Raw genomic sequence first — 23,502 nt, forward strand, 5'->3', positions numbered from 1 at the left:
ACGCGCGGCACGTTCGACGTGACGGTCGGGCCGCTGATCGCGCTGTGGAAGGCGGCGGCCGAGGCGGGCCGGCTGCCCGGCGCGGCCGAGCTCGCGGCGGCGCGCGCGCGGGTGGGCGCGGAGCGCGTGGCGGTCGATGCCGCCGCGGGCACGGTCGAGCTGCGCGCGCCGGGCGCGGCGCTCGATTTCGGCGGCATCGCCAAGGGCTGGGCGCTGGACCGCGCGTGCGAGCGCCTGCGCGCGGCCGGAGTGACTCGCGCGCTGCTCACGTTCGGCGAGAGCAGCATCGCCGCGATCGGCGCCGCGCCCGGCTGGGACGGCTGGGGCATCGCGCTCAGCGACGCGGGCGGCGGCTTCGCGGGCACGGTCGAGCTTCGGGACCGCTCGCTCTCCACGTCGGGGAGCCTGGGCCAGTACGTCGAGATCGGCGGGCGGCGCTTCGGCCACGTGATCGACCCGCGCAGCGGCCAGCCGCTCGAGCGCGCGCGCGTGGCGATCGTGCTGGCCGGCGACGGGGCGCGCGCCGAGGCGCTGTCGAAGGCGCTCTTGATCCTGGGCGAGCGCGACGGCGTGGCGCTGCTCGAGGCCGAGGGCGGGGCGGAGGGGCTGTTGCTCGACGAGGACGGCACGCAGCACGCGTCCCGCGGCTGGGCCGCGGCGAGTCACTACACGCGCGACTGGCCCTCGCGCGAACCCGGAGGCGAGTGACTCACTGGCGCTCGAGCCGGGGCACGCCCTCGAGCACGGCCCAGGGCACGGCCGAGCCGCACCAGATCTGGCGCTTGGGCCGGCCGAGCTCGCGGCGCTGGCGCAGCGTGCCGATGCGCAGCGAGTAGCTGGGCGTGTCCTGCGGCGCGGCGGCGTAGAGCGGCGTGCCGCAGTCGGGGCAGAAGGCGTGCGCGCGCTGCCGGCCGCTCTCGGCGGTCTTCAGGTAGATGCGCGGCTCCCCGTGCAGCACGAAGCTCGCGGCCGGCGCCTGCACGTTGGCCCGGAAGGCCGAGCCGGTGAGCGTCTGGCAGTCCGTGCAGTGACACACGCCGACCGCCTCGGGATCGACTTCGGCTTCGAAGCGGATGCGCCCGCAGTGACAGCCGCCGTCGACCTTCACACGCCCTCGTTCACCCAGGCGTCGAGGTCCTCCGGCAGGTCGGGGATGTCGCCGATGCGCCGCATGGCCTGCGCGCCCACGTTGGCCTGGAACATGTCCTCGAAGTGACCCCGGATGCGCGCGCTGAACAGGCCGATCGAGTGGAGCGTCGGGATCACGAAGCCGCGGATCGGGCCCACGCGGCCGCCCGTGCGCTGCAGCTCGGCCAGCACGCGCTCGCGGTCCTTCATGATCAGCTGCAGCGCCGCCTGGACGTCGACCCCGGCCTGCTCCCACAGCTGGAACACGCTCGCGCGCACCGAGTTGGCGACGCGCGAGTCGATCAGGAGGCGCGCCGCCTCGAAGGCGAAGTCCTCGAGCTCGTGGCGCTCGCGCTCGTCGAGCGTGGGCACCACCGCGGCGAGATACTTCACGCCGTAGCCGGTGTGGCGCGCCTCGTCGCGAGACACGTAGGTGAGGAGCTGCTTCAGGAGCGGCTCGCGGGTCTGGTTGCGCATGTCGCGGAACGAGTACAGGGCGATGCCCTCGGCCACGACCTGCATGCCGACCGCCTTCTTCTTCCAGTCCTCCGCCCCCAGGATGTTGTCGAGCAGCATCTTCAAGGCGGGCGGGATCGGATAGACCTCGTCGAGCTTCTGGATGTAGGCCGCGAACACCTCGACGTGGCGCGCCTCGTCCAGCGTCTGCGTGGCGGCGTAGAACTTGCCGTCCATGTGCGGCACGGCGTTCACGAGCTGACCGGCGACCATCATCGCCCCCTGCTCGCCGTGCAGGAAGTTCGAGAGCATGAAGGCCGCGCTGCGGCGAGACACCTCCCAGCGCAGGTCGGGATCGAGTGACTCCCAGAAGGCGGTCTGCTGGATCGGCACGCCCGCCAGCGAGAACGTGCGCGAGAACGCGTCGTGGTCGATCTCCTGCTGCCAGTCCAGGTCGCGCAGGGCGATCCACTGCCGCTCGAGCGCGTTGGCGTACAGCGCGCGCAGCTGGTCGATCTCGGGCTCGTAGTTCCAGTTGTAGACCGCTTCGAGCGAGGTCTTCGCGGCTACGGTCGTCCGGGGATGGGTGGCGGGCAGCTCGGGTGTGGTCGCCATGGCAACCACTCTACCGCGCGCCGGTCCGCCGTCGCCAGCGCAGTGGGCGACGGCCTGGGAAGCTCACTAAGGCGTCGTGGTCCGGTCGGAGGCGCGCTTCACGTCGGGCGCCGTCGGGCGGCTCGCGGTGCGCGTGTCGGGCGAGGACACGTAGGGCGTGAACTCGGGCACGAGCTTGAACACGAGTGTGTCGTTGCCCATGCGCACGCCGCCCACGTAGAAGGCGCGGCTGTTGGCGAGCCGCATGCTGGTGTTCACCACGTCGGGCATCTCGAGCTGCAGGTGCAGCTGGCCGCCGTGCACGGCGACCGGCACGAGCCTCACCTCGCTGCCGGTCGGCAGCTTCACGCGCGCCTCCTCGCCCAGGAGCACGGCCACGGTGCGGTCGTCGACCATCGAGATCGAGTGGTACTTCTTCGGGACGTGCTCGTAGATGTCCTTGGCCAGCGGGTCGATCGGGCCCTCGGCCTCGCTGGCGCGCGCGATCGAGATGCGGATCTGGATCGGCGGGAGCGCGCGCACGGGCGCTGGCGCGCTCGGAGCGACCAGCGCCGTCGAGCTCGAAGAGTCCGCCGCGGACTCACTCTGGGCGCGCGCCGTCGAGCCGCCGAACAGCGCCAGGGCCGCTGCCACGGAGAGCGCCGCCGAGCTCGCGCGCGGTAGACCCATCAGCCCCGGCCACCCGCGCCCGGGCGGAACGAGAGGTCGCCCTGGTCGACGATCCACAGGGTCACCGAGCCGTCCCTGCCGCGGAACAGCACGGCCGGGCGGGGACCCGGGGAGACGTCGTAGACGGCGCCCGAGCCGTTCTCGCCGAAGTCGGTGGGCATGGTGCCGAACGGGCCGATGGCCAGGTCGTTGGGCAGGCTGTGGTGCGCCGTGGCCCTGCGCTCGGCGATCGGGCGGAGCGCGCGGCCGGCGACGTTGCCTTCCAGCAGCCCGCGGCCGACGTCGATGCGCGGCATGATGGCGAGCGCCAGCACGAACGCCAGGCCCGCCGCGGTGGCCAGCGCGGGCGACGGGCGCAGCGAGGCACTGAGTCGCGCGAGCACGGTCTCGAGCGTGCGCTGCCAGGCCGGCTGAGCGCGGCGCTCGCGGTCGATCTCGGCCAGCGCCGGGCGGATCACCGCGAGCAGATACTCCGGTGCGGGAGCTGCCGGGCCCTCGGTCCAGGCCTCGCGCACCGCGCGGCCCAGCGCCCGGGAGCGGGTCACTTGCCGGGCCAGCTTCTCGTCGAGCTGGAGCTCGCGCTCGAGCTGGTCGCGCTTCGCGCCGCGCAGCACACCGTCGACGTAGGCACTCACTCGCTTGTCCAGGTCATCGTGCTTCAAACCACGTCCTCGGGCTCCACTCCTCGCGCGACGAGGAAAGCCATCATCTTCTTGCGTGCGTAGTGTAACCGGCTCATGACTGTTCCCTTGGAGATCTGCATGGTCTCGGCGATCTCCTCGTAGGAGAGACCGTCGACCTCGCGCAGCAACAGGACCTCGCGCTGGCCGTCGGGCAGATGCTGGATGCCCTCGGCCACCACCTCGCGCACCTCGAGCCGGCGCGACGCCGTCTCGGGGCTGGTCGGCTCCATCATCACGGCGCGCGGGTCGATCTCCTGCGCGATCGCGTCGTCCCACTCGACCGCCGGCGCGCGCTTGCCGCGGCGGCGCCGGTCGAGCGCCAGGTTGACCGTGATCCGGTAGAGCCAGGTGTAGAACGACGAGCGCTCCTCGAAGCGGGGCAGCGCCCGGTAGGCCTTGATCAGAGCCTCCTGGAGGACCTCCTCGGCGGCCTGCTGGTCCCTGACCACACGGAAAGCTGCGCGGTAGGCGCGCTCGGAGTACCGGCGGACCAGGATCTCGAAAGCCAGGTGATCGTTGGCCTGCGCGTCGCGGATCAGCTCCGCATCCGTCCGCGTGGCCTCCGGGCCGGTCCTAGCCAAGCCCGGCAAGCGCCCAAACGTGACCGCTGCGTCCAAGCGTGGCTCGTCCTTTCGCTCCGGGTTGCTCACGGCATTCGACCATCGCGCGGGCGGCCAAATTCGGCCAGTCCCACGGTTTCGCGCAGTTTTTTCAATGCGCAGCGAGCCAGTTGGACCCGCTGCCGGCGTGGACCACCAGGGGCACCGACAGTTGCACGGCGTTCTGCATCCGCTCGAGCACGCAGTCGCGGAGGGCTTCGAGATCGGCCGGCGCCACCTCGAAGACCAGCTCGTCGTGCACCTGCAGGATCATGCGGGCGCTCGGCGCCACGCCGCCCGCCAGGTCGCGATCGAGCTGGATCATCGCCCGTTTGATCACGTCCGCCGCCGTCCCCTGGATAACCGAGTTCACGGCCATGCGTTCCGCCGCCTGCTTCATGACCCGATTCGGCGAGCGCAGGTCCGGGAGATACCGGCGGCGGCCGTACATGGTGCGGGCGTAGCCGGTCTCTCGGGCGCTCTGGATCGCCTCGCGGATGAACGCGCGCACCCCGGGATAGCGCTCGAAATAGGCGTCGATCTGCGCCCGCGCGTCGGCCTGCGCGATGCCCAGGGTGCGGGCCAGGCCGAAGCCCGACTGCCCGTAGATGATGCCGAAGTTGATCGCCTTGGTGCGCGCGCGCTGCTCGGGAGTCACCGCGTCCTCCGGTACGCCGAACACGCGCGAGGCGGTGCGCACGTGGATGTCGGCGCCCTCCTGGAACGCCTTCACCAGCTCGGGGTCACGCGAGAGCTCGGCGAGGATGCGCAGCTCGATCTGGCTGTAGTCGGCGGAGAGCAGCACGCGGCCCTCGGCCGGCACGAACGCGGCGCGGATCTCCTGACCCAGCGGCGTGCGGATGGGGATGTTCTGCAGGTTGGGGTTCGACGACGAGAGCCGGCCGGTCGCGGCCACGGTCTGGTCGAAGCTGCAGTGGATGCGGCCCGTGGCGGGATTCACGAAGGTGGGCAGCGCGTCGACGTAGGTGCTCTTCAGCTTGGTGAGCTGCCGGTGCGCGAGTATCTCGCGCGGCAGCTCGTGCTCGATCGCGAGCTCCTCGAGCACCGACTCGTCGGTCGAGAAGCCGGTCTTGGTCTTCTTGGTCGGGGGCAGCGCGAGCTTCTCGAACAGGATCTGCTGCAGCTGCTTGGGCGAGCCGATGTTGAACTCCTGGCCCGCGAGCTGGTAGATGCGGCGCGTGGCGGCGTCGAGCTCCTGCTCGAGTCTCTTGCCCAGGGCCGCGAGCTTGGCCTCGTCGATGCGCACGCCCGCGAGCTCCATGCGCGCGAGCACGCCCACCAGCGGCACCTCGAGCTCGCGGTAGAGCTCGAGCTGGCCGGTGCGCTCGAGCGCGGCCTCGAGCGCCGGCTGGAGCGCGTGCTCGAGCGCGGCCAGCCCGCCGTAGTGCTCGGCGAGCTCGGCGACCTGCACGGCGTCGAGCGCGCGGCGCTTGGCGCCTTTGCCGAAGCGCTCCTCGTGCGCGGGGAAGGCGCGCGCGAGGTGCGTGCGCGCCAGCGCCTCGGGCCGGTCGATCTGACCCGCCGGGTCGACCACGTACGCGGCCACGGCGTTGTCGCGCAGCTCGCCGCGCAGCGTGATTCCCCGGCGCGCGAGCGCGATGTACGCCGCCTTCAAGTCACTGCCGACCCACACCCGGCCGGGTGACTCGAACAGCGTGCGCAACGCCTCGAGCGGTGAGTCGCCGCCCGGGCCGAGCGGCACCAGCGCCGCCTGCGTGGGCGACGCGGCCAGCGCCAGCGCGACCAGCTCGCCGGTCATGGGCAGCGCCGGCTCGAGCACCGGCTCGAGCGCCGTCGTGTCCGCCGGCCCGAGCCGCTCGGCGAGCTTCTCGACCTCGGCCGGTGCGCGCGCGACCGACAGTGCCACCTCGACGGCCACCGCCACGGGCGGCGGCGCCGCGGTCTCGCCCAGCTGCTCCAGGAGCCGCCGCAGCTCGAGCTCGCGGAACAGCTCGCTGAGCTTCGCCACGTCGGGCGCGCGCAGCGCGAAGGCCTCGCGGTCGAACGGGATCGGCAGGTCCTGGCGCAGGCGCGACAGCTCGCGCGACAGCCGCGCGGCGTCGGCGCCGGCGCGCAGCGCCTCGCGCGGGCGCTTGCCCGCGATCGAGTCGACGGCCTCGAGCATGCGGTCGAGTGACCCGTAACTCTTGAGCAGCTCGGCGGCGCCCTTTTCGCCGATGCCCTTCACGCCCGGAATGTTGTCCGACGAGTCACCCACCAGCGCGCGCAGGTCGAGCATCTGCGAGGGAGTCACTCCGAAGCGCGCCTCGACCTCCGCGGGGCCCAGGCGCCGGTCGCGCATGGTGTCGAGCACGGTGACCGTGGGAGACACGAGCTGCAGCAGGTCCTTGTCGGTCGAGACGATCTCGACCTCGAAGCCCGCCTGCTGCGCGGCGTGCGTGAGCGTCGCGATCACGTCGTCGGCCTCCTCGCCGGGAAACTCGACGGTCGCGAGGTTGTAGGCGTCGACGATCTTGCGGATCCAGGGGATCTGCGCGCGCAGGTCGTCGGCCATCGCGTCGCGCGTGGCCTTGTACTCGGCGTACAGCTCCTTGCGCCGGCTCTGGCGCGCGGGCGCGTCCCAGACCACCACGGCCAGGTCCGGCGCGCTCTCGCGCAGGAGCTTCTGCAGCATGGTCGTGAAGCCGAGCGTGGCGTGCGTGGGAACGCCGGCGCTGTTCGCGAGCGCCGGCAGCGCGAAGAACGCGCGGTAGATGCTGTTGCTCGCGTCGACGAGGAGCAGCTTCGGCGCCATCGCAGCCGACTATAGCCCGGAGAAGCGGCGCACGAGCGCGCGATCGGAGCGCAGTCGCTCGAGGTCCTCACGCGTCTTGATCGGGAAGAAACGGCCCTGCGGGCCGCCGCGCGGGGTGGCCACGCAGGTCGCCTCGACGAAGCGCGAGAGCTCGTTCACCAGCCGCTCCATCTGCACCACGGCGCGGCCGTCGACGTTCTTCTCGACGTAGTACCAGGTGAGTGGGTGACCCGTTTCGAGCAGGCTGCGCGAGAGCGTGAAGGTGTTGGTGGCGAGGAACGGCAGCCGCGCGGCGTCGAAGCCGTGCGGGAAGCGGAAGCCTTCGAGCAGCTCGATCCGGCCGTCGACCCACATGGGCGCGCCGCCCACGTCGCCCGGCTCGGTGGCGGCGACCTCGGCGGTGAGCGCCCGGCCGCGCGCCAGGTGCAGCCCGATGACCAGCGGGTCGAGCTCGGCGCCCAGGTTGTCGATGTTCGAGAGCAGCACCGTGTCGACGCCGCGCTCCGCGAGCCGCGCCGCGAGGCCAGAGCGCACGAGTGACCCGGGGAAGTCGCCGTGGCCGGGCGCGTACAGCGACACGCGCCCCTCGGCGTCGAGCAGCGGCTCGCCCTGCGGAGTGAGTCGCAGCGAGACACCTTGCAGGAACACCTCGACCTCGCGCGCCAGCCCGCGCTGCGCCAGGAACTCGAGCGAGCGCGCGTGCGTCGCGAAGCTGTTCATGATCAGGAACGGGATCGGCCCCAGCCGGCGCGCTTGCGCGAGCTTGATCTCGAGGAACGTGCGCCCGCCCACGGCCTCGACGATGCCCTTCACGTCGCCGCCGAAGCGCGTCGCCATGCCGCCGTTGAGCACGGCCACGGCCACGCGGCCGCGCGCGATCGCATCGCGGCCCAGCGCCTCGAGCTCCGCGCGCTCCTTCGCCGAGAGCTCGGCCAGCGCCTCGACCTGCCCGGGCTGCGCGGGCTCGATCGGGCCGGCCAGGCGGTTCGAGGCCTTCGAGAGCCGGCCGGTCGCGATCTCGCGCGCGTGCGCCTCGATGCGCGCCCGGTCGAGCTCGAGCGCCGGGTGGTCCGCCACGCCCGCCTGCGCGAGCTGCTCCTCGACGTCGCTCTCGATCGCCTTCCAGTCGAACGACATGGCCGCGCCGGAATCTCGCCGTCCTTGCGCGCCGCGACAACCCCGCCAACCTTGTTCGCCGTGCCTCCGCCGCCGCGCCCGGGCCGCTTCGTGCCGCGCGCCACCCTGGTCCTGGCCGGGGGCGTGGCGATGTTCTTCGCCGTGTCGATGGCGTACACGGCGCCGATCTGGCTCGAGCCCCCGCCCGAAGGGGCGCCGGAGGGCTACGTCGAGCAGCAGGTCCAGAACCGGCTGAAGGGGAAGGTCGTTCCGTTCTTCGCGCTCTCGCTCGTGGGGGTGGCGGTGATCGTGGCGCGGCCGTGGAAGAAGTGAGCCGGCCAGGCGCCGAGCTCTACTTCGCCTACGGCTCGAACCTCGACGCCGAGCAGATGCGCGGGCGCTGCCCGACCGCGCGCGGCCTCGAGCGCGCGGCCCTGGCGGGCCACCGGCTCGATTTCACCCACTACTCGACCCGCTGGGCGGGCGGCGCCGCCGACGTGGTGCCCGAGCGGGGCGCGACCGTCTGGGGCGTGGTCTACGAGATGGGGCCGGACGACTTCGCCAAGCTCGACCACTTCGAGAGCGGCTATCTGCGGCTCGAGCTCGCGGTCCAAGCGCCCGGCCGGGGCCCGCTGCGAGTCACGACCTACACCGTGCGCGACAAGGGCTCGTTCGCCCCGCACCCGATGTATCTCGAGAAGATGCTGCGCTGGGGGGCGCGCTGGCGCCTGCCGGGGGTGTATCTCGCGCAGCTCGTCGGGCGGACGGGCTAGCGGAGGGACCCGCTGACTTGCGGGTCAGCCCCACTCCAGCGCGGTCGCGCCCCAGGTGAGTCCCGCGCCGAAGGCCAGGAGCAGCAGCTTGTCTCCCGCGTGGAAGCGCCCGGCGCGGTTGCACTCGTCGAGCAGGATGGGCACGGAGGCGGCCGAGGTGTTTCCGAGCACGGCCAGGTTGGTCGGCATCTTCTCCGGCGGGACCTCGAGCCGGTCGGCCACGGCGGTCAGGATGCGCTGGTTGGCCTGGTGCGCGATCACGTGGTCCACGTCGGTGATCTTCCAGCCGACCTTCTCGAGTGTCTCGCGCGCGACCTGCTCCATCGACTGCACGGCCACCTTGAACACCTGCGCGCCCTTCATGTGCACGAAGGCCTCCCGCTGAGTCAGCACGTAGGGCGAGAGCGGCATGCGCGAGCCGCCGGCGGGAATGATGATGGCGTCGTGGAACTGGCCGTCGGACTTGAGCGACGTGGCCAGCACGCCCCCGCGCCCGCCCTCGCGGCGCTCGATCACGGCCGCGCCGGCGCCGTCGCCGAACAGGATGCAGACCGTGCGCTCCTGGTAGTCCATGAAGCGCGTGAGTCCCTCGCCGCCGGCCAGGAGGACGCGCCGGTACTGACCCGTGCGCAGCATGGCGTCGGCCACGCCCAGCCCGTACACGAACCCGGAGCACGCGGCCGAGATGTCGAACGCCGGGATCGACAGGCCCCGGCACAGGTTCTTGTGCACCCAGTTCGCCGTCGAGGGAGTCAGGGTGTCGGGCGTGCAGGTCGCCACGATGATCAGGTCGAGGTCCTCGGGACCCAGCCCCGCCATCTCGAGCGCGCGCTCGCCGGCGCGAGTCACCAGGTCACTGGTGGCCTCGCCGGCCGCGAGCATGCGCCGCTCCCGGATGCCCGTGCGCGTGACGATCCACTCGTCGTTGGTCTCGACGAGCTTCTCCAGATCGGCGTTGGTGAGCGCGCGCTCCGGCAGGCAGGAACCCGTGCCGGAGATCCGGATGGTCACGCGGCGTTCTCTACGCGCGCCTCGATGTACGAGGTGATGTCGCCGAGCGTGCGGATGTTCTCCGCGTCCTCGTCCGGCACCTCGATCGCGAACTCCTCTTCGATCGCCATGACCAGCTCCACGACGTCGAGCGAGTCCGCGCCCAGGTCGTCGAGCAGGTTCGCCTCGGGAACCAGCGATTCCTTCTCGACTCCCAGTTGCTCGCTGACGATGGCGTACACGCGTTCGGCTAGATCCATGTCCTCTCCTACCCCCTCGGTTCTGGCGATCCTTGGCAGCCTTGGAAATGTGACTCTCGGTCACTTTCCAGGTGTTTTCAGTTTCATGGACGGTGTTGGGGTTGTCAACGCGAGTCGGCTCATGGCGCCATAAGTCCGCGCAAGTACAGCTCGATCGTTTCCCCGTAGACCTTGGCCACGTCGCGTTCCCAGAGCTCGCGCCGGGCCGGGACCTCGAGCGTATGGATCACGGCGTTGGCCCCCACCCAGACCACGTTCGCGGTGAGCCACGGATCGCAGGGCAAGAGCTCCTCGGCGGCGATGCCGCGCTCGATCACCCCGGCCAGGAGGCCTAGCGCGCGCTTCCAGACCGCGGTGACTTTGGCGACCAGGTTCGGCGGCAGCTCCCCGATCAGCCGCTGGTTGTCGATCGCCCAGAAGATCCGGAAGTACTCGAGCTGCGAGCTGTAGTGATCGAAGTAGAAGCGCGCGAGCCGGCGGATCTGCTCGGCCGCGCTGTCCTTCGGATCGACCACGCGCTGCATGCGCTCGAGGAAGGTGTCGGCGTTCTGGACCAGCACCTCGACGTACAGCTCGGCCTTGCTGTCGAAGTGGCGGTAGATCGTGCCCTTGGCGAGCCCTGCCCGGCGCGCGACCTCGTCGAGGTTCGCGCGCTCGAAACCCTCCTCGAAGAACACGGCGCGCGCGGAGTCGAGGATCTTCTTCCGGCTCCGCTCGCTGCGCTTCGGGGGCTTGGGCAAGTCCGCTAGACGGGGTCGCTGCCGTCGTACTGCAGGTGCTCGAAGAGCGCCGTCGACAGATAGCGCTCACCGAAGCTGGGCAGGATGGCGACGATCAGCTTCCCGGCAGCCTCGGGCCGGCGCGCGATCTCGAGCGCCGCGACCACCGCCGCACCCGACGAGATGCCCGAGAGCAGGCCCTCTTCGGTGGCCAGCCGGCGCGCCATCTCGATCGCCTGCTCACTCGAGACCTTGACCACCTCGTCGATCAGCGACGTGTCGAGAATCTCGGGAATGAAGCCGGCTCCGATGCCCTGGATCTTGTGCTTGCCGGGCTTGCCGCCGGAGATCACCGGGCTCTCGGCGGGCTCGATCGCGATCGCCTTGAAGCTCGGCTTCTTCTGCTTGATGACCTGCGCCACCCCGGTGAGCGTGCCGCCCGTGCCGATGCCCGAGATCAGGTAGTCGACCTCGCCGTCGGTGTCGTTCCAGATCTCGAGCGCCGTGGTCTCGCGGTGGACCGCCGGATTCGCCGGGTTCTTGAACTGCTGCGGGATGAAGCTGTCGGGAATCTTCGCCGCGATCTCCTCCGCGGTCTTGATCGCGCCGTTCATGCCGTCGGCGCCGGGAGTCAGGACCAGCTTCGCGCCGTACGCGCGCAGCACCGCGCGGCGCTCTTTCGACATGGTGTCGGGCATGGTGAGAATCAGCTTGTAGCCGCGCGCCGCGGACACCATGGCGAGCGCGATGCCGGTGTTGCCCGACGTGGGCTCCACGATCGTGCTCTTGCCGGGCTTGATCTTGCCCGCGCGCTCGGCGGCGTCGATCATCGCGGCGCCGATGCGGTCCTTCACGCTGTTGGCGGGGTTCTGCGCCTCGAGCTTCGCCACCACGCGCCCCTTGGCGCCCACAGTCACTTTGTTCAGCTGGACCAGGGGCGTGTTGCCGATGAGACGGGTCACATCCTTCGCGATCTTCATGGCGTCTTCTCCCTTCGTGTCGCTTCCCGGGGATGGTAACACTGCGTTGACCGCTCGACTGTTTCGCGCGTACGCTCGCCGGCTGCGGTTGCTGGAGGGACGGGGATGATGCGGAGGCGGGTCCTGGCGTGCGCCCTGGCCTGCCTGTTTTGGGGGGCGGCCGCCGCCTCGGCCCAGGCCGACCCGCCGCTCGTGATCACGGTCGGGGACTCGATCGTACGCGACTACCCCGACTACCCCTGCTGCATCTCGGTGCCGATCCAGGGCTGGGGCAAGGAGATCCGCAGATACTTCGGGCCCGGCCTGACCTGGCGCAACGACGCGGTGGGCGGCGCGAGCACCGGCAGCTTCATCGCCGAGGGCCGCTGGTCCAGCACGCTCGCGGCGCACCCGCAGTACATCATGATCATGTTCGGGGTGAACGACGAGCAGGACCCCAACTACTACGCCGACCCGAACACCACCTACCGGCAGAACCTGCACCAGATGGTGAGCGACGCGCGCTCGATCGGCGCCGTGCCGATCCTGGTGACTCCGCCGCCCGTGCGGACCTCGCCCGACGGGACTCATGTCTCTCGGCCCAACCTCACCACGCCCTACGCCGACGCGATGACCGCCCAGGGCGCGGCTGACGCCGTGCCCGTGGCCGACCTGCACTACTGGCTGCTCGACACCTACGACGCGCTCGGCATTCCGCTGGCCCAGCAGCAGTACGGGCTGGACCAGGGCGGCATGCCCGACAAGGTGCACTTCTCGCCCTACGGTGCGGATCAGGCGGCGCGACACATCGTGAGTCAGCTGCCGGAGCTCCAGCCGGCCCTGGCCGCGTTCCTGGTGCAGACGGCCGCCCCCGCGCTGCCGCCGTGGGGCATGGCGGCCTTCGTGGCGCTGCTCGGCGGGGCCGTGGTCGTGGGGACGCGCGCACGTGTCCGGTAGGCTCGCCGCGCTGGCGGCGTGCTGCGCGTGGCTCTGCGCCGCCGCGGCGCGCGCCGACGCGCCGATCGTGGTCATCATGGGCGACTCACTCGTGCGCGACTACGTCGACGTGCCGGTCGACATCCAGGGCTGGGGTCACGAGCTGCCGAGATACTTCCAGGCCGGCAACGTGGTGTTCCAGAACGACTCCGTGGGCCACGAGAGCACGTCGAGCTACATCGCCGAGGGGCGCGTGAGCAGCGCTCTCTCGACCCACCCGCAGTTCGTGTTCATCAACTTCGGCCTGATCGACGCGTTCGGCGAGAGCTCGTACTACTTCACCGACCCGAACACCTACCGCGCGAACCTGCACCAGATGGCGCTCGCGACGCGCGCCGTGGGCGGCGAGCCGATCTTCGTGACTCCCGCGCCCGAGCGGCACGCGGCGCCCGACGGCGTGCACGTGCTGCGGCCCAACGGCCTGGAGCCGTACGCCGACGCCATGACCGCGCAGGGCGCCGCGGACGGCGTGCCGGTGATCGACCTGCAGTACTGGCTCCTGGACCAGTACGACCTGCTCGGCATGCCGGAGGCGCAGCGGGAGTACGGCTTCGACCAGGACGGCGCGCCCGACGTCGTGCACTTCTCGACCAACGGCGCCGACCAGGTGGCGCGCCACGTCGCGAGTCAGCTCGCGCAGGCCGCGCCCGGCCTCGCGGCGTTCCTGGTGCAGACACCGGCGCCCGCGCTGCCGCGCTTTGCGCTGTGGGGCCTGGCCGCGGCGCTGGCGCTCGCGGGCTCAGCCGCCGCCCGCGCGCGGCTCCGGTAGCACGAGGTTCGTGGTCTCGACGCGCGCGCCGGGAGTCACCGCCAGGAGCCGCGCCGCGATCTCGGCCACCAGCGCGCGCACGCCCTCGCTGCGCTCCGGGTGGGTCATCGGATCGATGCGCACGGTGGTCGTGCCGCGGTCGTGACTGGAGAGCTTCACGTAGAACGGCTGCTTGCGGCCGGCTTCCACGCACAGCGCCTCGAGCAAGAGCGCCCGCCCGCCCTGCTCGAGATACGCCTGGTCGGCGCGTAGCACGTCGCCGCCGCGCCGCACGACCAGCGGCGTCCAGGCGCGCGCGAACGCCGCCAGGTCGCACTCGCCGGCGATCACGGCGTGCGGCATGCGTCGCGCACGGGGGCGAAGGAGCGCCGGTGGATCGGGCTCGGCCCGAGCTCGCGCAGCGCCGCGAAGTGCTGGCTGGTCGAGTAACCCATGTGCCGGCCGAAGCCGTAGCCCGGGTACGCGCGGTCGAGCTCGCGCATGAGCGCGTCGCGGTGGACCTTGGCCACGACCGAGGCCGCGGCGATCGACGCCACGCGCGCGTCGCCGCCCACCACCGCGACCTGGTGACAAGGCAGGTCGGGCACGCGCCGCCCGTCGACCACCACCGCGTCGGGCGCGGCTGCAAGCCCCGCCAGCGCGCGGCGCATGGCGAGCTGGCCGGCGCGGTAGATGTTCACGCGGTCGATCTCCTCGGCCTCGACGATGCCGAGCGCGACGCCCAGCGCCACGCGGCGGATCTCGCGCTCGAGTGACTCGCGCGCCTCGGGCCGGATCTTCTTCGAGTCGTCGAGCCCGAGCACCGAAACACCCAGCGGCAGCACCACGGCGGCGGCGACCACCGGTCCGGCGAGCGGCCCCATGCCCACCTCGTCGAGGCCGGCGATGCAGGCGTGGCCCCGTTCGGAGAGCTCGCGCTCGAGCCGCCACAGCCGAGTGACTCGCCGGCGCTCCTGGCCCAGGTCGGCGCGCCGCGCGGACAGCTCCTCGGCCAGCGCGCGCGCGCCCGCGCGGGCGTCGTCGCGCAGCCGCCGGATCAGCGCCAGCGACGCGGGCACGCCCTCGCCCAGGTGGCGCCGCCGCAGCTCCGCGAGGCCGGGCAAGGCGCGCGCCACGACTCTAGTCCTCCTCGCTCTCGACGCCGAGCTTGCGCTCGATGCGCCGCACGCGCTGCAGGAGGCCGGGCAGGCGCTTCGAGGCCGCGACCACGCGCGTCCACAGCCGGCGCTCCATGGCCGGAATGCCGAGCACCTGCGCCCCCGGCGCGATGTCGCTCGCCGCGGCGGTCTGCGCGCCCACGATCGCGCCCTCGCCGATCGTCAGGTGACCCGCCGACGCCGCGCGGCCCGCGAGAAATGCGCGCTTCCCGACCACGGTGCTGCCCGCGAGCCCGGTCTGCGCGCAGATCGTGACGTGGTCGCCGATCTCGGCGCCGTGCGCGATCTGCACCTGGTTGTCGACCTTCACGCCCACGCCGAGCCGCGTGCGCACGTCGGCGTGACCGCGCCGCGGGTGACCCGGATGCGAGGCGTCGATCGTGGTGTTCGCGCCGATCTCGCACTCGTCGCCGATCTCGACCGGGCACGGGTGGGGGACGCGGACGCGCACGCCGTCGGCGCGCGTGGCGAAGCCGAAGCCCGGACCGCCGATCACCGCGCCGTTGTGCACCACGACGCGCCGGCCCAGGCGCACGCCCTCGCGCAGGTGCGCGCCCGAGTGGACCTCGGAGTCGTCGCCGATCTCGACCCCCGGATACACGGTCACGTGCGGGTGGATGCGCACGCGCGCGCCCAGACGCGCGCCCGCGCCGATCACCGCGTAGGCCCCGATCGACACACCCGCGCCGAGCCGCGCATCGGGCGCCACGACCGCGGTCGCATGCACGCCGGACGCGGGCACGGGGCGCGGCAAGAAGAGGTCGATCGCGCGCGCGAAGTCGGCGTACGGCGCGCGCGAGCGCAGACACGGCCGGCCCAGTGACTCGAAGTCGGGCGGCAGCAGGAACGCGCCGGCGCGCGAGCTCGCGAACGCCGCGCGGTACTTCGGGCCAGTCACGAACGCGAGCTCGCGCGGGCCGGCGTCCTCGAGGCTCGCGAGCCCGTCGAGCGCGAGCGTTCCGTCGCCTTCGAACGGAAGCCCGAGCGCCGACGCCAGCTCGGCGAGCTTCACCGCGCTAGTTCCCGAGCAGCTTGGCGAGCGGCGAGCGGTAGAGCCAGCGCAGCACCTTCTTGAGCCGCGCCGCGTCCGCGGAACGGTAGGGGTACCAGAGCAGCTCGCGCTTGGGGCGCAGCCGCGGCAGCACGATCGACTGCACGTGGCAGTAGCTCTTCAGCCCGAGCTCGCCGTTCACGCGCCCGATGCCGCTCTCCTTGCGCCCGCCGAACGGGCTCTCGGAGATCGCGTAGGTGGTCATCACGTCGTCGACCACCACGCCGCCGGCCTCGAGCCGGTTCGCCAGCTTCTTCCCCTTCCACGAGTCGCGCGTCCACACGCTGGCCTGCAGGCCGTAGCTCGTGTCGTTGGCCAGGCGCAGCGCCTCCTCCTCGTCGCACACGACCTGGATCGGCAGACACGGGCCGAACGTCTCCTCGCGCATGATCGCCATGTCGTGAGTCACGTCGACCAGCACCGTGGGCTCGAAGAAGAAGCCCGGATACGCCGGGTTGCGGCGCCCGCCGGTCAGCACGCGCGCGCCCTGCGCGACCGCCTCGGCCACGTGCCGCTCGATGATCTCGAGCTGCGCCGGGCTGGTGATCGCGCCCACGTCGACCTCGCCTTCGGACTCGGGGCCCTGGCGCAGCTCGCGCGTGAGCTCGACCACGCGCGCGACGAACGGCGCCGCGATGCGCTCACTCACGTAGACACGCTCGGTCGACATGCACACCTGGCCCGCGTTCGCGAACGCGCCCCAGACCGCGCCGCGCGCCGCGCGCTCGAGGTCGGCGTCGTCGCACACGATCATCGGGTCCTTGCCGCCGAGCTCGAGCGTGCAGGGAATGAGCTGGCGCCCGCACGCCTCGGCGATCTTGCGCCCGGTGCGCACCGAGCCGGTGAAGCTGATCTTGTCGCAGCCCGCCTCGACCAGGGCCGAGCCCGTCGAGCCGTCGCCCGTCACGAGCTGGAACACGCCCTCGGGCAGGCCCGCGTCCGCGAACAGCCTGGCCAGCGCCTGACCCACGAACGGCGTGATCTCACTCGGCTTCAGCACTACGGCGTTGCCCGCCATGAGCGCTTGGACCGCCGGGTTGAGACTCAGCACGAACGGGAAGTTCCAGGGCGTGATGATCCCGATCACTCCCATCGGCCGCCACGACAGGACGAGTCTCTTGGTCTTGAGCAGGTGCAGGCCCTGCTTCTTGTCGCGCAGCAGACGGCGCGCGCGCCTGGCGTAGAAGGTGAGTGCGTCGCACGAGGCCAGGACCTCGGTGGCCAGCGCCTCGACGCGCGGCTTGCCGGTGTCTCGGCAGATCGTGTCGGCGATCTCGTCGGCGCGCTCGACCAGGAGGTCGCGCGCGCGCAGGAGCGGCCGGGCGCGCTCCTCGAACGACAGGGCGGCCCAGGCGGCCTGCGCGGCGCGCGCGCGCTCCACGGCGCGCCGCACGTCGTCGGCGGTGGCGACCTCGATCTCGCCCAGGGCCTCCAGGGTCGCCGGGTTGAACACTCCGAGCTTGCGCCGCCCGTGCAGCTCGCGCGGTGCGTCGACGGGCCGTAGCAGCGCCATTTCGAATCTCCCCCAATCCCCTCTTGGCGTCGTTCGTAGAAGATCGACCCCGGCGTGTCAATCGCGCTTTTTGACTGTGTGCTTTCGCCTGTGAGATAAGGCGCCGTGAAAGCCAGCGGGGCGAGCGACGCACCGGAGCTCGGCTCCGACCTCGTCGACGTGTACGAAGAGGGATCCGGCCCCCCGACGCCCTCGCCCCAGGCGCTCGGCGTGTTCGAGCTGGCCTGGCCGACGATCCTGGCCTTCGGCACGCAGACCCTGGTGCGCGTGGTGAGTCTGGCGATGGTCGCCTCGCTCGGTGAGTCGGCCGTCGCCGGCGTCGGCGTCGCGAACCAGTTCTTCTGGCTGGTGCAGGCGCTGGGCACGGTGGCGCCTACGGGAATCATGGCGCTGCTCTCGCGCGCGGTGGGCGCGGGCGACGAGAGGCTCGCCGACGCGGCGCTGCGCCAGGGCCTGTGGCTCGGGCTGGCCGTGGGCGTGGGCTCGTCGCTCCTGCTCCTGCCCGCGACCTCGGGCGCGATCTCGTTCTTCTACGGCGTGACTCCCGAAGTCACGGCGCTGGGCAGCGCGTATCTGTTCTGGGCAACGCTGGGCATCCTGCCGATCACTCTGTCGCTCGTGTTCGGCGCGGCGCTGCGCGCGGCGGGAGACACGCGCACGCCGCTGGCGATCGGCGCCGCGGCGAACCTGCTCAACATCGCGCTGGGCTGGGTGCTGATCTACGGGAAGCTCGGCTTCCCGGCGCTGGGGGTCGCGGGCGCGGGCATCGCCGCCACGCTCGCAGTGTCACTCCAGCTGCCGGCGTTCTTCTGGCTGTGGCGCAGCGGGCGGCTCGCGGTGTCTCGCGCGGGCGCCAGCGCGCGGCCCGACCCGGAGATCCTGGGGCGCCTCCTGCGCGTGGGCTGGCCGGCGGCGTTCGAGGGCTTCCTGTTCCAGGTGGGGCTGGCGCTGTTCATGCGCATCGTCGCGCCCTACGGCACCGAGGCGGTCGCGGCCTACCAGGTCGGCACGCAGATCCTCGCCTTCTCGTTCCTGCCCGGGCTGGGCTTCGGCGCAGCGGCGTCGACGCTGGTGGGCCAGCACCTGGGCGAGGGTGACCCCGCGCGCGCCGAGCGCTCGGGCTGGCGCTCGATGCTGGGCGCGATGGCCGCGATGAGCGCGACGGGCATCCTGATCGTCGCCTTCGCGCCGCAGCTCGCGGCGCTCTTCCATCTGTCCCCGCTCGCGGCCCAGCGCACGGTCGACTTCGTGTGGATCCTGGGCGCGGTGCAGCCGCTGATGGCGATCGAGTACACGATCGGCGGCGCGCTGCGCGGCGCAGGTGACACGCGCTTCCCGCTGCTCGCGATCTTCGCCGGTCTGTTCCTGTTCCGGCTCGCGCCGGCGGCGATCGCCGCGGGCGTCTTCCACGCGCGGCTCAACCTGGTGTGGTCGGCGCTGATGCTCGACTACGCCGTCAAGGCCGCGCTGCTCCTGCACCGCTTCGCGCGCGGGCGCTGGAAGTCACTCGACGTCTAGCGCTCCTTCTCGGACGCGAAATGGTGGAGCAAGTCGGTCTCGGTGACGATTCCGACGATCTCCTTGCCGTCCACGACCGGCAGACAGCCGATCTTGTACTCGGCCATGGCGCGGGCGGCTTCCTGAACGGACTGCGCGGGGCCGATCGTGCGCGGCGGGGCCGACATGACCTCGGCGATCTTCACGCCCTCGAGAAAGATCTTCTGCTCTTCGGCGGAGATTCCCATGACGTTGGAGAGCGAGGCGCGCATCAGGTCGCGCTGCGAGACCACGCCCACGAGCTCGCCCTTGTTCACGACCGGCAGGTGCCGGACGTGGGCCAGGTCCATGATCTCCTTCACGATCCACAGCGTGTCGTCCGCAGAGATGCGCACGACTTTCTTCTTCATCACCGAGCGGACCAGGACCACCGGCGTCCTCTACCACGTCCCGCACTGGCCTGACAACGTGGGGTGCTAACATCCGCGTCATGTCAGGCGATTCGGACGACGACCTGGAGCTCCGGCGGCGCGCCGGGCCGCTCGAGGCCTTCTTCCAGGAGGCCGTGCGGCGGGCCGCGCAGCTGGGCATCTCCACCTTCTTCAGCACCGAGGAGGCCGTGCGGCGCGCGTTCTCCGAGTCCGTGCCGCCGGACTGGCTGGACTATCTCAACCGCCAGGGCACTGACTTGCGCGGCGAGCTGCTCGAGCGCATGTCGCGCGAGTTCGGTGAGTGGCTGCGCCAGGTCGACATGGCGCAGATCATGAGCAAGCTGCTCGAAGAGCACGACTTCGACCTGCGCATTTCGGTGTCGGCCAACCGCCGTTCGAAAGAGCGCGCGCCCGAGCTCTCGCTGCTTCAGCGCCGGAAGTAGCTCCGTACCGGTGAGCCGCGTGGGCACCCTGCCCACGCCCCGTGCGCTGTAGAATCTCGAGGCGTTTCGGGAAGGAGCTGTCATGCTGCGCCGCCTCGGGTATCTCGCAGGCGTCCTCGCGCTCGCGGTCTTCTACTACTACTTCTTCGGCGCCGGGCCGACGCCCTCCGAGTACGTCGAGGACCTCGAGTGGTGGCGGCCCTGGGGCACCTTCATGCACTGGCCCGCGGTCATGAACCTGGCGCAGATGGCGCGCGCCGGCTTCCCCGAGGCGGCCTGGCCGATCGCGCTGGGCTGGCTGCCGCCGCTCCTGCTCGCGGCCGGGGGCTTTCGGCTCCTGCGCACGCCGTTCGAGCGCGCGTGTCTCGTGGTGCTGACCGGACTCATGCTCATGTTCGTGTACTACGGCCTGCGCGCGGAGCAGGTGTGGCGCTTCCTCGAGTGGCGCTTCCTCGCCGTGGCGGCCGCGTTCTGCTCGGTGGTGACTGCGATCGCGTTCGCGGCGTCGCTCACCGACTCACTCTTGCGGCGTTCGCGCGCGCTCGCGGCGCTGGTGCTGCTGGCCGCCGTGGCCGGGATCTTCCTGCTCAGCACCGAAGTCACCGGCACCAACAGCTCGATCCAGTTCAACATCAGCCCCTGGCCGGTGCTCACGCTGTTCGGGTTCCTCTTGATCGGGGCCACGATCGCGGCGCTCCACCTGGCCGTGGGCACGGCGGTCTGGCTGCGCGCGCGCCTCGCGGGCTGGCTGGGAGTCAGCGCCGGGCTTCTGGCCGCGGCGGCGGTCGCCGGCACGGCGGGCGCGTTCATCTTCAGCACGCGGGGCGGCGGCGTGCCCGTGGCCGTGCTCGCGCTGCTCTTGACCGCGCTCGGCTTCGCGCTGCCCGCGGCCGAGCCCGAGACCCGCGGCCGGCGCTGGACGGCGCTCGCGACCATCTTCGGCCTGGCGGCCGCCGTCGGCGCCGCGGCCTGGCTGGGCGGCGTTCGCGGCGGCGGGATCGCCAGCGCGGCCGTGCTGACCGCGCTCTTGGTGGCGATCGTGTTCGCGTTCCTGAACCGCCGGCCCACGGCGAGCGCGCGAGCGGGCGCGCTGCGCGTCGCGGTCGGCGCGCTGATCCTGGTCGCGATCCTCGGCTCGGCGCAGATCGCCGCCAGCATGCAGCGCCACACGCGGGACGTGACCGCCCTGCGCGTGCTCGACGCGCTCGAGGCCTACAAGAAGGACCACGCCACCTACCCAGACTCACTCGACGAGCTGGTTCCGAAGTATCTCGCCGAGGTGCCGCGGCCCGAGATCGGGCTGATCCGCGACGAGGACGACCGCTTCAGCTACTCGAACTATGGCGACTCGTACGCGCTCGAGTTCGCGAGCGTGCTCTGGGTGCAGTGCCAGTACAGCCCGCCCTACGAGTTCGCGGCCTCGGACCCGGGCGAGGCGGCCGAGGAACAGGACTCGCCCTACGAGACGCCCCAGGCGGACAAGACCCCTCCCGTCGCGGCGCCCAAGGCCGCCAGCGAGGACGACGCGGCGCTGAAGGCGACGCTGGCCAAGCACGGCCTGAACGGCTCTTGGACCTGTCCCAAGGAGCCGCCTAAGCTCTGGTGATGGACGCCGTCGCGACTTGACTCCTCTAGAGCTCGGGGCGCGGGAGCGGATTCGCAGGGCAGCGCGCACCGGGTCCGCGATTGCGCAGATCTACCTCGGGTACAAGGGCCTGCACCTGCTCGACCGCGGGCCGCTGCGCGGCGTGGTCGGCGCGGCGCGCCGGCGCTGGGACCGCGTCTCTGCGGCCACGCTCGGCGGGGCGGCGCGCGACCTGGGGGGCGTCCTCTTGAAGGCCGGCCAGTTCCTCTCCACGCGCGCAGACGTGCTCCCGCCCGCCTACGTCGAGAGACTCGCGCGGCTGCAGGACCGCGCCCGGCCGCAGCCCTACGCGCTCGTGCACCAGGTGCTCGAAGAGGACTTGGGCGCGGCGCCCGAGGAGCTGTTCGCGCGCATCTGGCGCCGGCCCATGGCGGCGGCGTCGCTCGCGCAGGTGCACCGCGCCACGCTGCACGACGGGCGCGAGGTGGCGGTGAAGGTGCAGCGCGCCGACGTGCGCGCCGCGCTGTCGGCCGACCTCGCCACGCTGCGCGTCGCGGCGCGCGCGATCGAGGGGCTCGAGGGGTCACTCGGCTTCTCGCTCCTGCTCGACCAGCTCGAGGACAGCCTGGGGCGCGAGCTCGACTTCGCGCTCGAAGCCACGAGCGCGGGACGGCTGGCGCGCTGCTTCGCGGGCTCGCCCGAGGTGCGCATCCCCGCGGTGATCGGCGAGTTCACGCGCCCGCGGGTGCTGGTCACCGAGTATCTCCCGGGCATCCGAGTCACCGACCGCGCGCGCCTGCAGCGCGCCGGGGTCGATCCGGCCGCGGTCGTCGAGGCGCTTTTGCGCGCGTACGCGGCCCAGGTCTTCGAGCACGGGCTGTTCCACGCCGATCCGCACCCCGGCAACCTGTTGGTGCTGCCGGGTGAGGCGGGCGCGTTCGCGCTCGGCTTCGTCGACTTCGGCATCGTGCAGGAGGTGCCGGCGGGCTTCCGCGCGGCCGCGCTCGAGCTGGCGCGCGCGGTGCTCGCACGCGACGCGGCGGGCGCTGCGGCGGCGCTGCGCGCGCTCGGACTCACCACCCGCGACCCCCAGGCGCGCACGATCGAGCGCTTCGCGGAGAAGCTCATGAGTCACCTCGACGCGCGGGCGGCGGGCGGCGCACTCGCGGGCGAGCGGATCGCTCGCTTGGGCGAGGAGCTGCAGGCGCTGCTGCGCGCGGACCCGCTCGCGACCCTGCCGCCGCACCTGTTCCTCTTGGGCCGCGTGCTCGGGCTGCTCGCCGGTGTGAGCGCGCAGCTCGGCGTGCGCGCGAACCTGGCGCGCGCGCTCCTGCCCAGCCTGTTCGAAGCGCGGTCCGGCCCGCGATGAGCGACCTGCACGTCGGCGTGGCGCCCTGGCGCAGCGACCCGGCCGGCAGCGCCGAGTCACTCGCCGCACAGGGCGAGCGCGCCGAGGCGCTGGGCTATGCGTCGTTCTGGCTCTCCGAGAGTCACTTCGCCGCCCGCGCCATCCCGCAGCCGCTCCTGTGTCTGGCCGCGGTGGCGGGGCGCACGCGGCGCATCCGGCTCGGCACCACCTCGTACCTGTTGCCGATCCGGCACGCGGTGCAAGTGGCGGAAGAGGTCGCGGTGCTCGACCGCCTGTCGGGCGGGCGCGTGATCCTGGGCATCGGCCGCGGCTTCCGCAGCGACCTGTTCACGGCCTTCGGCGTGCCCTCCCGCGAGAAGCGCGACCGCTTCGGCGCGGCGGTCGAGGCCATGGTGCGCGCCTGGCGCGGCGAGCCGGTGGCCCACGACGGCGAGGGCGGCACCCCCGTGCTGCTGGCGCCGCTGCCCGTGCAGGAGCCGCACCCGCCGCTCTGGGTCGCGGCGTTCGGTCCCAAGGCGGTCGAGCAGGCCGGGCGGCTGGGTCTGCCCTACTTCGCCTCGCCGATCGAGTCGCTCGAGGTGCTGGCCGAGAACTACGCGCGACACCGCGCGGTGTCGGCCGGGGCGCGCGCCGCCTGCGTGCCGGTGATCCGCAGCGTGTTCGTGTCGAGCGACGCGCCGCTCCTGCAGCGCGTGCGCGAGGCGCTGGCGCTGCAGAACGCGGCGCTGGCGGCGGCCCGCGCACCCGCGCTGCGCCGCTCGGCGGACGCCGACGTGGACGCCGTGGCGCTGATCGGCACGAGCGCCCAGGTGGCCGACGCGATCGCGCGCCACCGCGAGGTGCTGGGGCTCACGCACCTGATCGCGCGCGTGCAGGTGCCGGGCGCAGAGCCGGCCGAGATCGAGGGCTCGCTCGAGGCCCTGGCGGAGCTGGCCGCGGCGCTGTGAC

The 23,502-nt window shown here is 72.1% G+C and carries 26 protein-coding genes; 10 read left to right on the forward strand and 16 right to left on the reverse strand.

All coding sequences use genetic code 11. The features are described from left to right. The coding region (locus VMR86_03585; GenBank protein ID HTO06115.1) for an FAD:protein FMN transferase at positions 1–708 on the forward strand (708 nt) is incomplete at its 5' end. A gap of 1 nt (position 709) precedes the next feature. Here VMR86_03585 and VMR86_03590 read toward each other — a convergent pair. From VMR86_03590 to VMR86_03620, 7 genes are all read right to left on the reverse strand, one after another. Next, positions 710–1,108, reverse strand: a complete 399-nt coding sequence (locus VMR86_03590; GenBank protein ID HTO06116.1) for a GFA family protein — start codon at positions 1,106–1,108, stop codon at positions 710–712. Then, a complete protein-coding gene (locus tag VMR86_03595; protein HTO06117.1) occupies positions 1,105–2,199 on the reverse strand; it encodes a ferritin-like domain-containing protein in 1,095 nt (364 codons plus the stop codon). The genes VMR86_03590 and VMR86_03595 overlap by 4 nt, the downstream gene beginning before the upstream one ends. Positions 2,200–2,265: 66 nt before the next feature. Beyond that, complete coding sequence (locus tag VMR86_03600; GenBank protein HTO06118.1) at positions 2,266–2,832, reverse strand: hypothetical protein; 567 nt, start codon at positions 2,830–2,832, stop codon at positions 2,266–2,268. A gap of 35 nt (positions 2,833–2,867) precedes the next feature. Continuing rightward, positions 2,868–3,530, reverse strand: coding sequence for a hypothetical protein (locus VMR86_03605; GenBank protein ID HTO06119.1), 663 nt, complete (start codon positions 3,528–3,530; stop codon positions 2,868–2,870). Then, the gene (locus VMR86_03610; protein HTO06120.1) at positions 3,527–4,132 is read right to left on the reverse strand and encodes a sigma-70 family RNA polymerase sigma factor; all 606 of its coding nucleotides are present in this window, start codon (positions 4,130–4,132) and stop codon (positions 3,527–3,529) included. Before VMR86_03610 ends, VMR86_03605 begins: the two co-directional genes overlap by 4 nt. Before the next feature lie 130 nt (positions 4,133–4,262). Then, a complete protein-coding gene (gene polA / locus VMR86_03615) occupies positions 4,263–6,926 on the reverse strand; it encodes a DNA polymerase I (GenBank protein HTO06121.1) in 2,664 nt (887 codons plus the stop codon). Positions 6,927–6,935: 9 nt separating this feature from the next. After that, complete coding sequence (locus VMR86_03620; protein HTO06122.1) at positions 6,936–8,063, reverse strand: UTP--glucose-1-phosphate uridylyltransferase; 1,128 nt, start codon at positions 8,061–8,063, stop codon at positions 6,936–6,938. 60 nt (positions 8,064–8,123) lie between these two features. On the opposite strand from VMR86_03620, the gene VMR86_03625 reads away from it, so the two are divergent. Both VMR86_03625 and VMR86_03630 read left to right on the forward strand, forming a co-directional pair. Continuing rightward, positions 8,124–8,375 carry a hypothetical protein gene (locus tag VMR86_03625; GenBank protein HTO06123.1) on the forward strand — a complete coding sequence of 84 codons (252 nt, stop codon included), beginning with the start codon at positions 8,124–8,126 and terminating at the stop codon, positions 8,373–8,375. Continuing rightward, the gene (locus tag VMR86_03630) at positions 8,363–8,815 is read left to right on the forward strand and encodes a gamma-glutamylcyclotransferase family protein (protein HTO06124.1); all 453 of its coding nucleotides are present in this window, start codon (positions 8,363–8,365) and stop codon (positions 8,813–8,815) included. Before VMR86_03625 ends, VMR86_03630 begins: the two co-directional genes overlap by 13 nt. A gap of 24 nt (positions 8,816–8,839) precedes the next feature. Here VMR86_03630 and VMR86_03635 read toward each other — a convergent pair whose 3' ends face one another. The 4 genes from VMR86_03635 to cysK form a co-directional block, all read right to left on the reverse strand. Next, the gene (locus VMR86_03635; protein ID HTO06125.1) at positions 8,840–9,826 is read right to left on the reverse strand and encodes a beta-ketoacyl-ACP synthase III; all 987 of its coding nucleotides are present in this window, start codon (positions 9,824–9,826) and stop codon (positions 8,840–8,842) included. Then, on the reverse strand, positions 9,823–10,065 hold the full coding sequence (locus VMR86_03640; protein ID HTO06126.1) for an acyl carrier protein: 243 nt from the start codon (positions 10,063–10,065) through the stop codon (positions 9,823–9,825). The genes VMR86_03635 and VMR86_03640 overlap by 4 nt, the downstream gene beginning before the upstream one ends. 119 nt (positions 10,066–10,184) lie before the next feature. Beyond that, a complete protein-coding gene (locus VMR86_03645) occupies positions 10,185–10,805 on the reverse strand; it encodes a TetR/AcrR family transcriptional regulator (protein HTO06127.1) in 621 nt (206 codons plus the stop codon). A 5-nt stretch (positions 10,806–10,810) separates the two neighbouring features. Continuing rightward, the gene (gene cysK, locus VMR86_03650) at positions 10,811–11,764 is read right to left on the reverse strand and encodes a cysteine synthase A (protein ID HTO06128.1); all 954 of its coding nucleotides are present in this window, start codon (positions 11,762–11,764) and stop codon (positions 10,811–10,813) included. Positions 11,765–11,869: 105 nt separating this feature from the next. Between cysK and VMR86_03655 the strand changes: the two genes are divergently transcribed. Continuing rightward, positions 11,870–12,700 (forward strand): GDSL-type esterase/lipase family protein, encoded by an 831-nt coding sequence (locus tag VMR86_03655; protein HTO06129.1) that lies wholly within the window; start codon positions 11,870–11,872, stop codon positions 12,698–12,700. After that, entirely contained in the window at positions 12,690–13,508 is an 819-nt protein-coding gene (locus VMR86_03660; protein HTO06130.1) for a GDSL-type esterase/lipase family protein, read from the forward strand. The genes VMR86_03655 and VMR86_03660 overlap by 11 nt, the downstream gene beginning before the upstream one ends. Here the strand turns inward: VMR86_03660 and VMR86_03665 are convergent. Genes VMR86_03665 through VMR86_03680 form a run of 4 tightly spaced genes read right to left on the reverse strand, consistent with a single transcriptional unit; the run spans position 13,479 to position 17,229 of the window. Continuing rightward, positions 13,479–13,838: a hypothetical protein gene (locus VMR86_03665; protein ID HTO06131.1), complete on the reverse strand. Its 360-nt coding sequence runs from the start codon at positions 13,836–13,838 to the stop codon at positions 13,479–13,481. The genes VMR86_03660 and VMR86_03665 overlap by 30 nt on opposite strands. Further along, positions 13,835–14,623: a ribonuclease HII gene (locus VMR86_03670; protein ID HTO06132.1), complete on the reverse strand. Its 789-nt coding sequence runs from the start codon at positions 14,621–14,623 to the stop codon at positions 13,835–13,837. The genes VMR86_03665 and VMR86_03670 overlap by 4 nt, the downstream gene beginning before the upstream one ends. Before the next feature lie 4 nt (positions 14,624–14,627). Further along, the gene (gene lpxD / locus VMR86_03675; GenBank protein HTO06133.1) at positions 14,628–15,677 is read right to left on the reverse strand and encodes a UDP-3-O-(3-hydroxymyristoyl)glucosamine N-acyltransferase; all 1,050 of its coding nucleotides are present in this window, start codon (positions 15,675–15,677) and stop codon (positions 14,628–14,630) included. Between the two features lie 4 nt (positions 15,678–15,681). Then, the gene (locus VMR86_03680; GenBank protein ID HTO06134.1) at positions 15,682–17,229 is read right to left on the reverse strand and encodes a succinic semialdehyde dehydrogenase; all 1,548 of its coding nucleotides are present in this window, start codon (positions 17,227–17,229) and stop codon (positions 15,682–15,684) included. 105 nt (positions 17,230–17,334) lie between these two features. Between VMR86_03680 and VMR86_03685 the strand changes: the two genes are divergently transcribed. Continuing rightward, complete coding sequence (locus tag VMR86_03685; protein ID HTO06135.1) at positions 17,335–18,747, forward strand: MATE family efflux transporter; 1,413 nt, start codon at positions 17,335–17,337, stop codon at positions 18,745–18,747. Here VMR86_03685 and VMR86_03690 read toward each other — a convergent pair. After that, positions 18,744–19,157 (reverse strand): CBS domain-containing protein, encoded by a 414-nt coding sequence (locus VMR86_03690; GenBank protein ID HTO06136.1) that lies wholly within the window; start codon positions 19,155–19,157, stop codon positions 18,744–18,746. The two genes, VMR86_03685 and VMR86_03690, sit on opposite strands and share 4 nt — an antisense overlap. Before the next feature lie 59 nt (positions 19,158–19,216). On the opposite strand from VMR86_03690, the gene VMR86_03695 reads away from it, so the two are divergent. The 4 genes from VMR86_03695 to VMR86_03710 all read left to right on the forward strand — a co-directional run bounded on the left by VMR86_03695 (position 19,217) and on the right by VMR86_03710 (position 23,501). Further along, positions 19,217–19,600, forward strand: a complete 384-nt coding sequence (locus VMR86_03695; protein ID HTO06137.1) for a hypothetical protein — start codon at positions 19,217–19,219, stop codon at positions 19,598–19,600. An 82-nt stretch (positions 19,601–19,682) separates the two neighbouring features. Further along, positions 19,683–21,206 carry a hypothetical protein gene (locus tag VMR86_03700; protein ID HTO06138.1) on the forward strand — a complete coding sequence of 508 codons (1,524 nt, stop codon included), beginning with the start codon at positions 19,683–19,685 and terminating at the stop codon, positions 21,204–21,206. A 16-nt stretch (positions 21,207–21,222) separates the two neighbouring features. Beyond that, positions 21,223–22,554 carry an AarF/UbiB family protein gene (locus tag VMR86_03705; GenBank protein ID HTO06139.1) on the forward strand — a complete coding sequence of 444 codons (1,332 nt, stop codon included), beginning with the start codon at positions 21,223–21,225 and terminating at the stop codon, positions 22,552–22,554. Further along, entirely contained in the window at positions 22,551–23,501 is a 951-nt protein-coding gene (locus VMR86_03710) for an LLM class flavin-dependent oxidoreductase (protein HTO06140.1), read from the forward strand. Before VMR86_03705 ends, VMR86_03710 begins: the two co-directional genes overlap by 4 nt. Position 23,502: the final 1 nt, after the last annotated feature.

The sequence above is a fragment of the Myxococcota bacterium genome (assembly GCA_035498015.1).
Lineage (GTDB): Bacteria > Myxococcota_A > UBA9160 > SZUA-336 > SZUA-336 > VGRW01.

Coding starts and splice junctions, on each gene's coding strand:
- VMR86_03595 (HTO06117.1), bottom strand. CDS start 2,199: ATGGCGACCACACCCGAGCTGCCCGCCACCCATCCCCGGACGACCGTA.
- polA (HTO06121.1), bottom strand. CDS start 6,926: ATGGCGCCGAAGCTGCTCCTCGTCGACGCGAGCAACAGCATCTACCGC.
- VMR86_03620 (HTO06122.1), bottom strand. CDS start 8,063: ATGTCGTTCGACTGGAAGGCGATCGAGAGCGACGTCGAGGAGCAGCTC.
- VMR86_03640 (HTO06126.1), bottom strand. CDS start 10,065: ATGGATCTAGCCGAACGCGTGTACGCCATCGTCAGCGAGCAACTGGGA.
- cysK (HTO06128.1), bottom strand. CDS start 11,764: ATGAAGATCGCGAAGGATGTGACCCGTCTCATCGGCAACACGCCCCTG.
- VMR86_03655 (HTO06129.1), top strand. CDS start 11,870: ATGATGCGGAGGCGGGTCCTGGCGTGCGCCCTGGCCTGCCTGTTTTGG.
- VMR86_03680 (HTO06134.1), bottom strand. CDS start 17,229: ATGGCGCTGCTACGGCCCGTCGACGCACCGCGCGAGCTGCACGGGCGG.
- VMR86_03695 (HTO06137.1), top strand. CDS start 19,217: ATGTCAGGCGATTCGGACGACGACCTGGAGCTCCGGCGGCGCGCCGGG.
- VMR86_03700 (HTO06138.1), top strand. CDS start 19,683: ATGCTGCGCCGCCTCGGGTATCTCGCAGGCGTCCTCGCGCTCGCGGTC.
- VMR86_03710 (HTO06140.1), top strand. CDS start 22,551: ATGAGCGACCTGCACGTCGGCGTGGCGCCCTGGCGCAGCGACCCGGCC.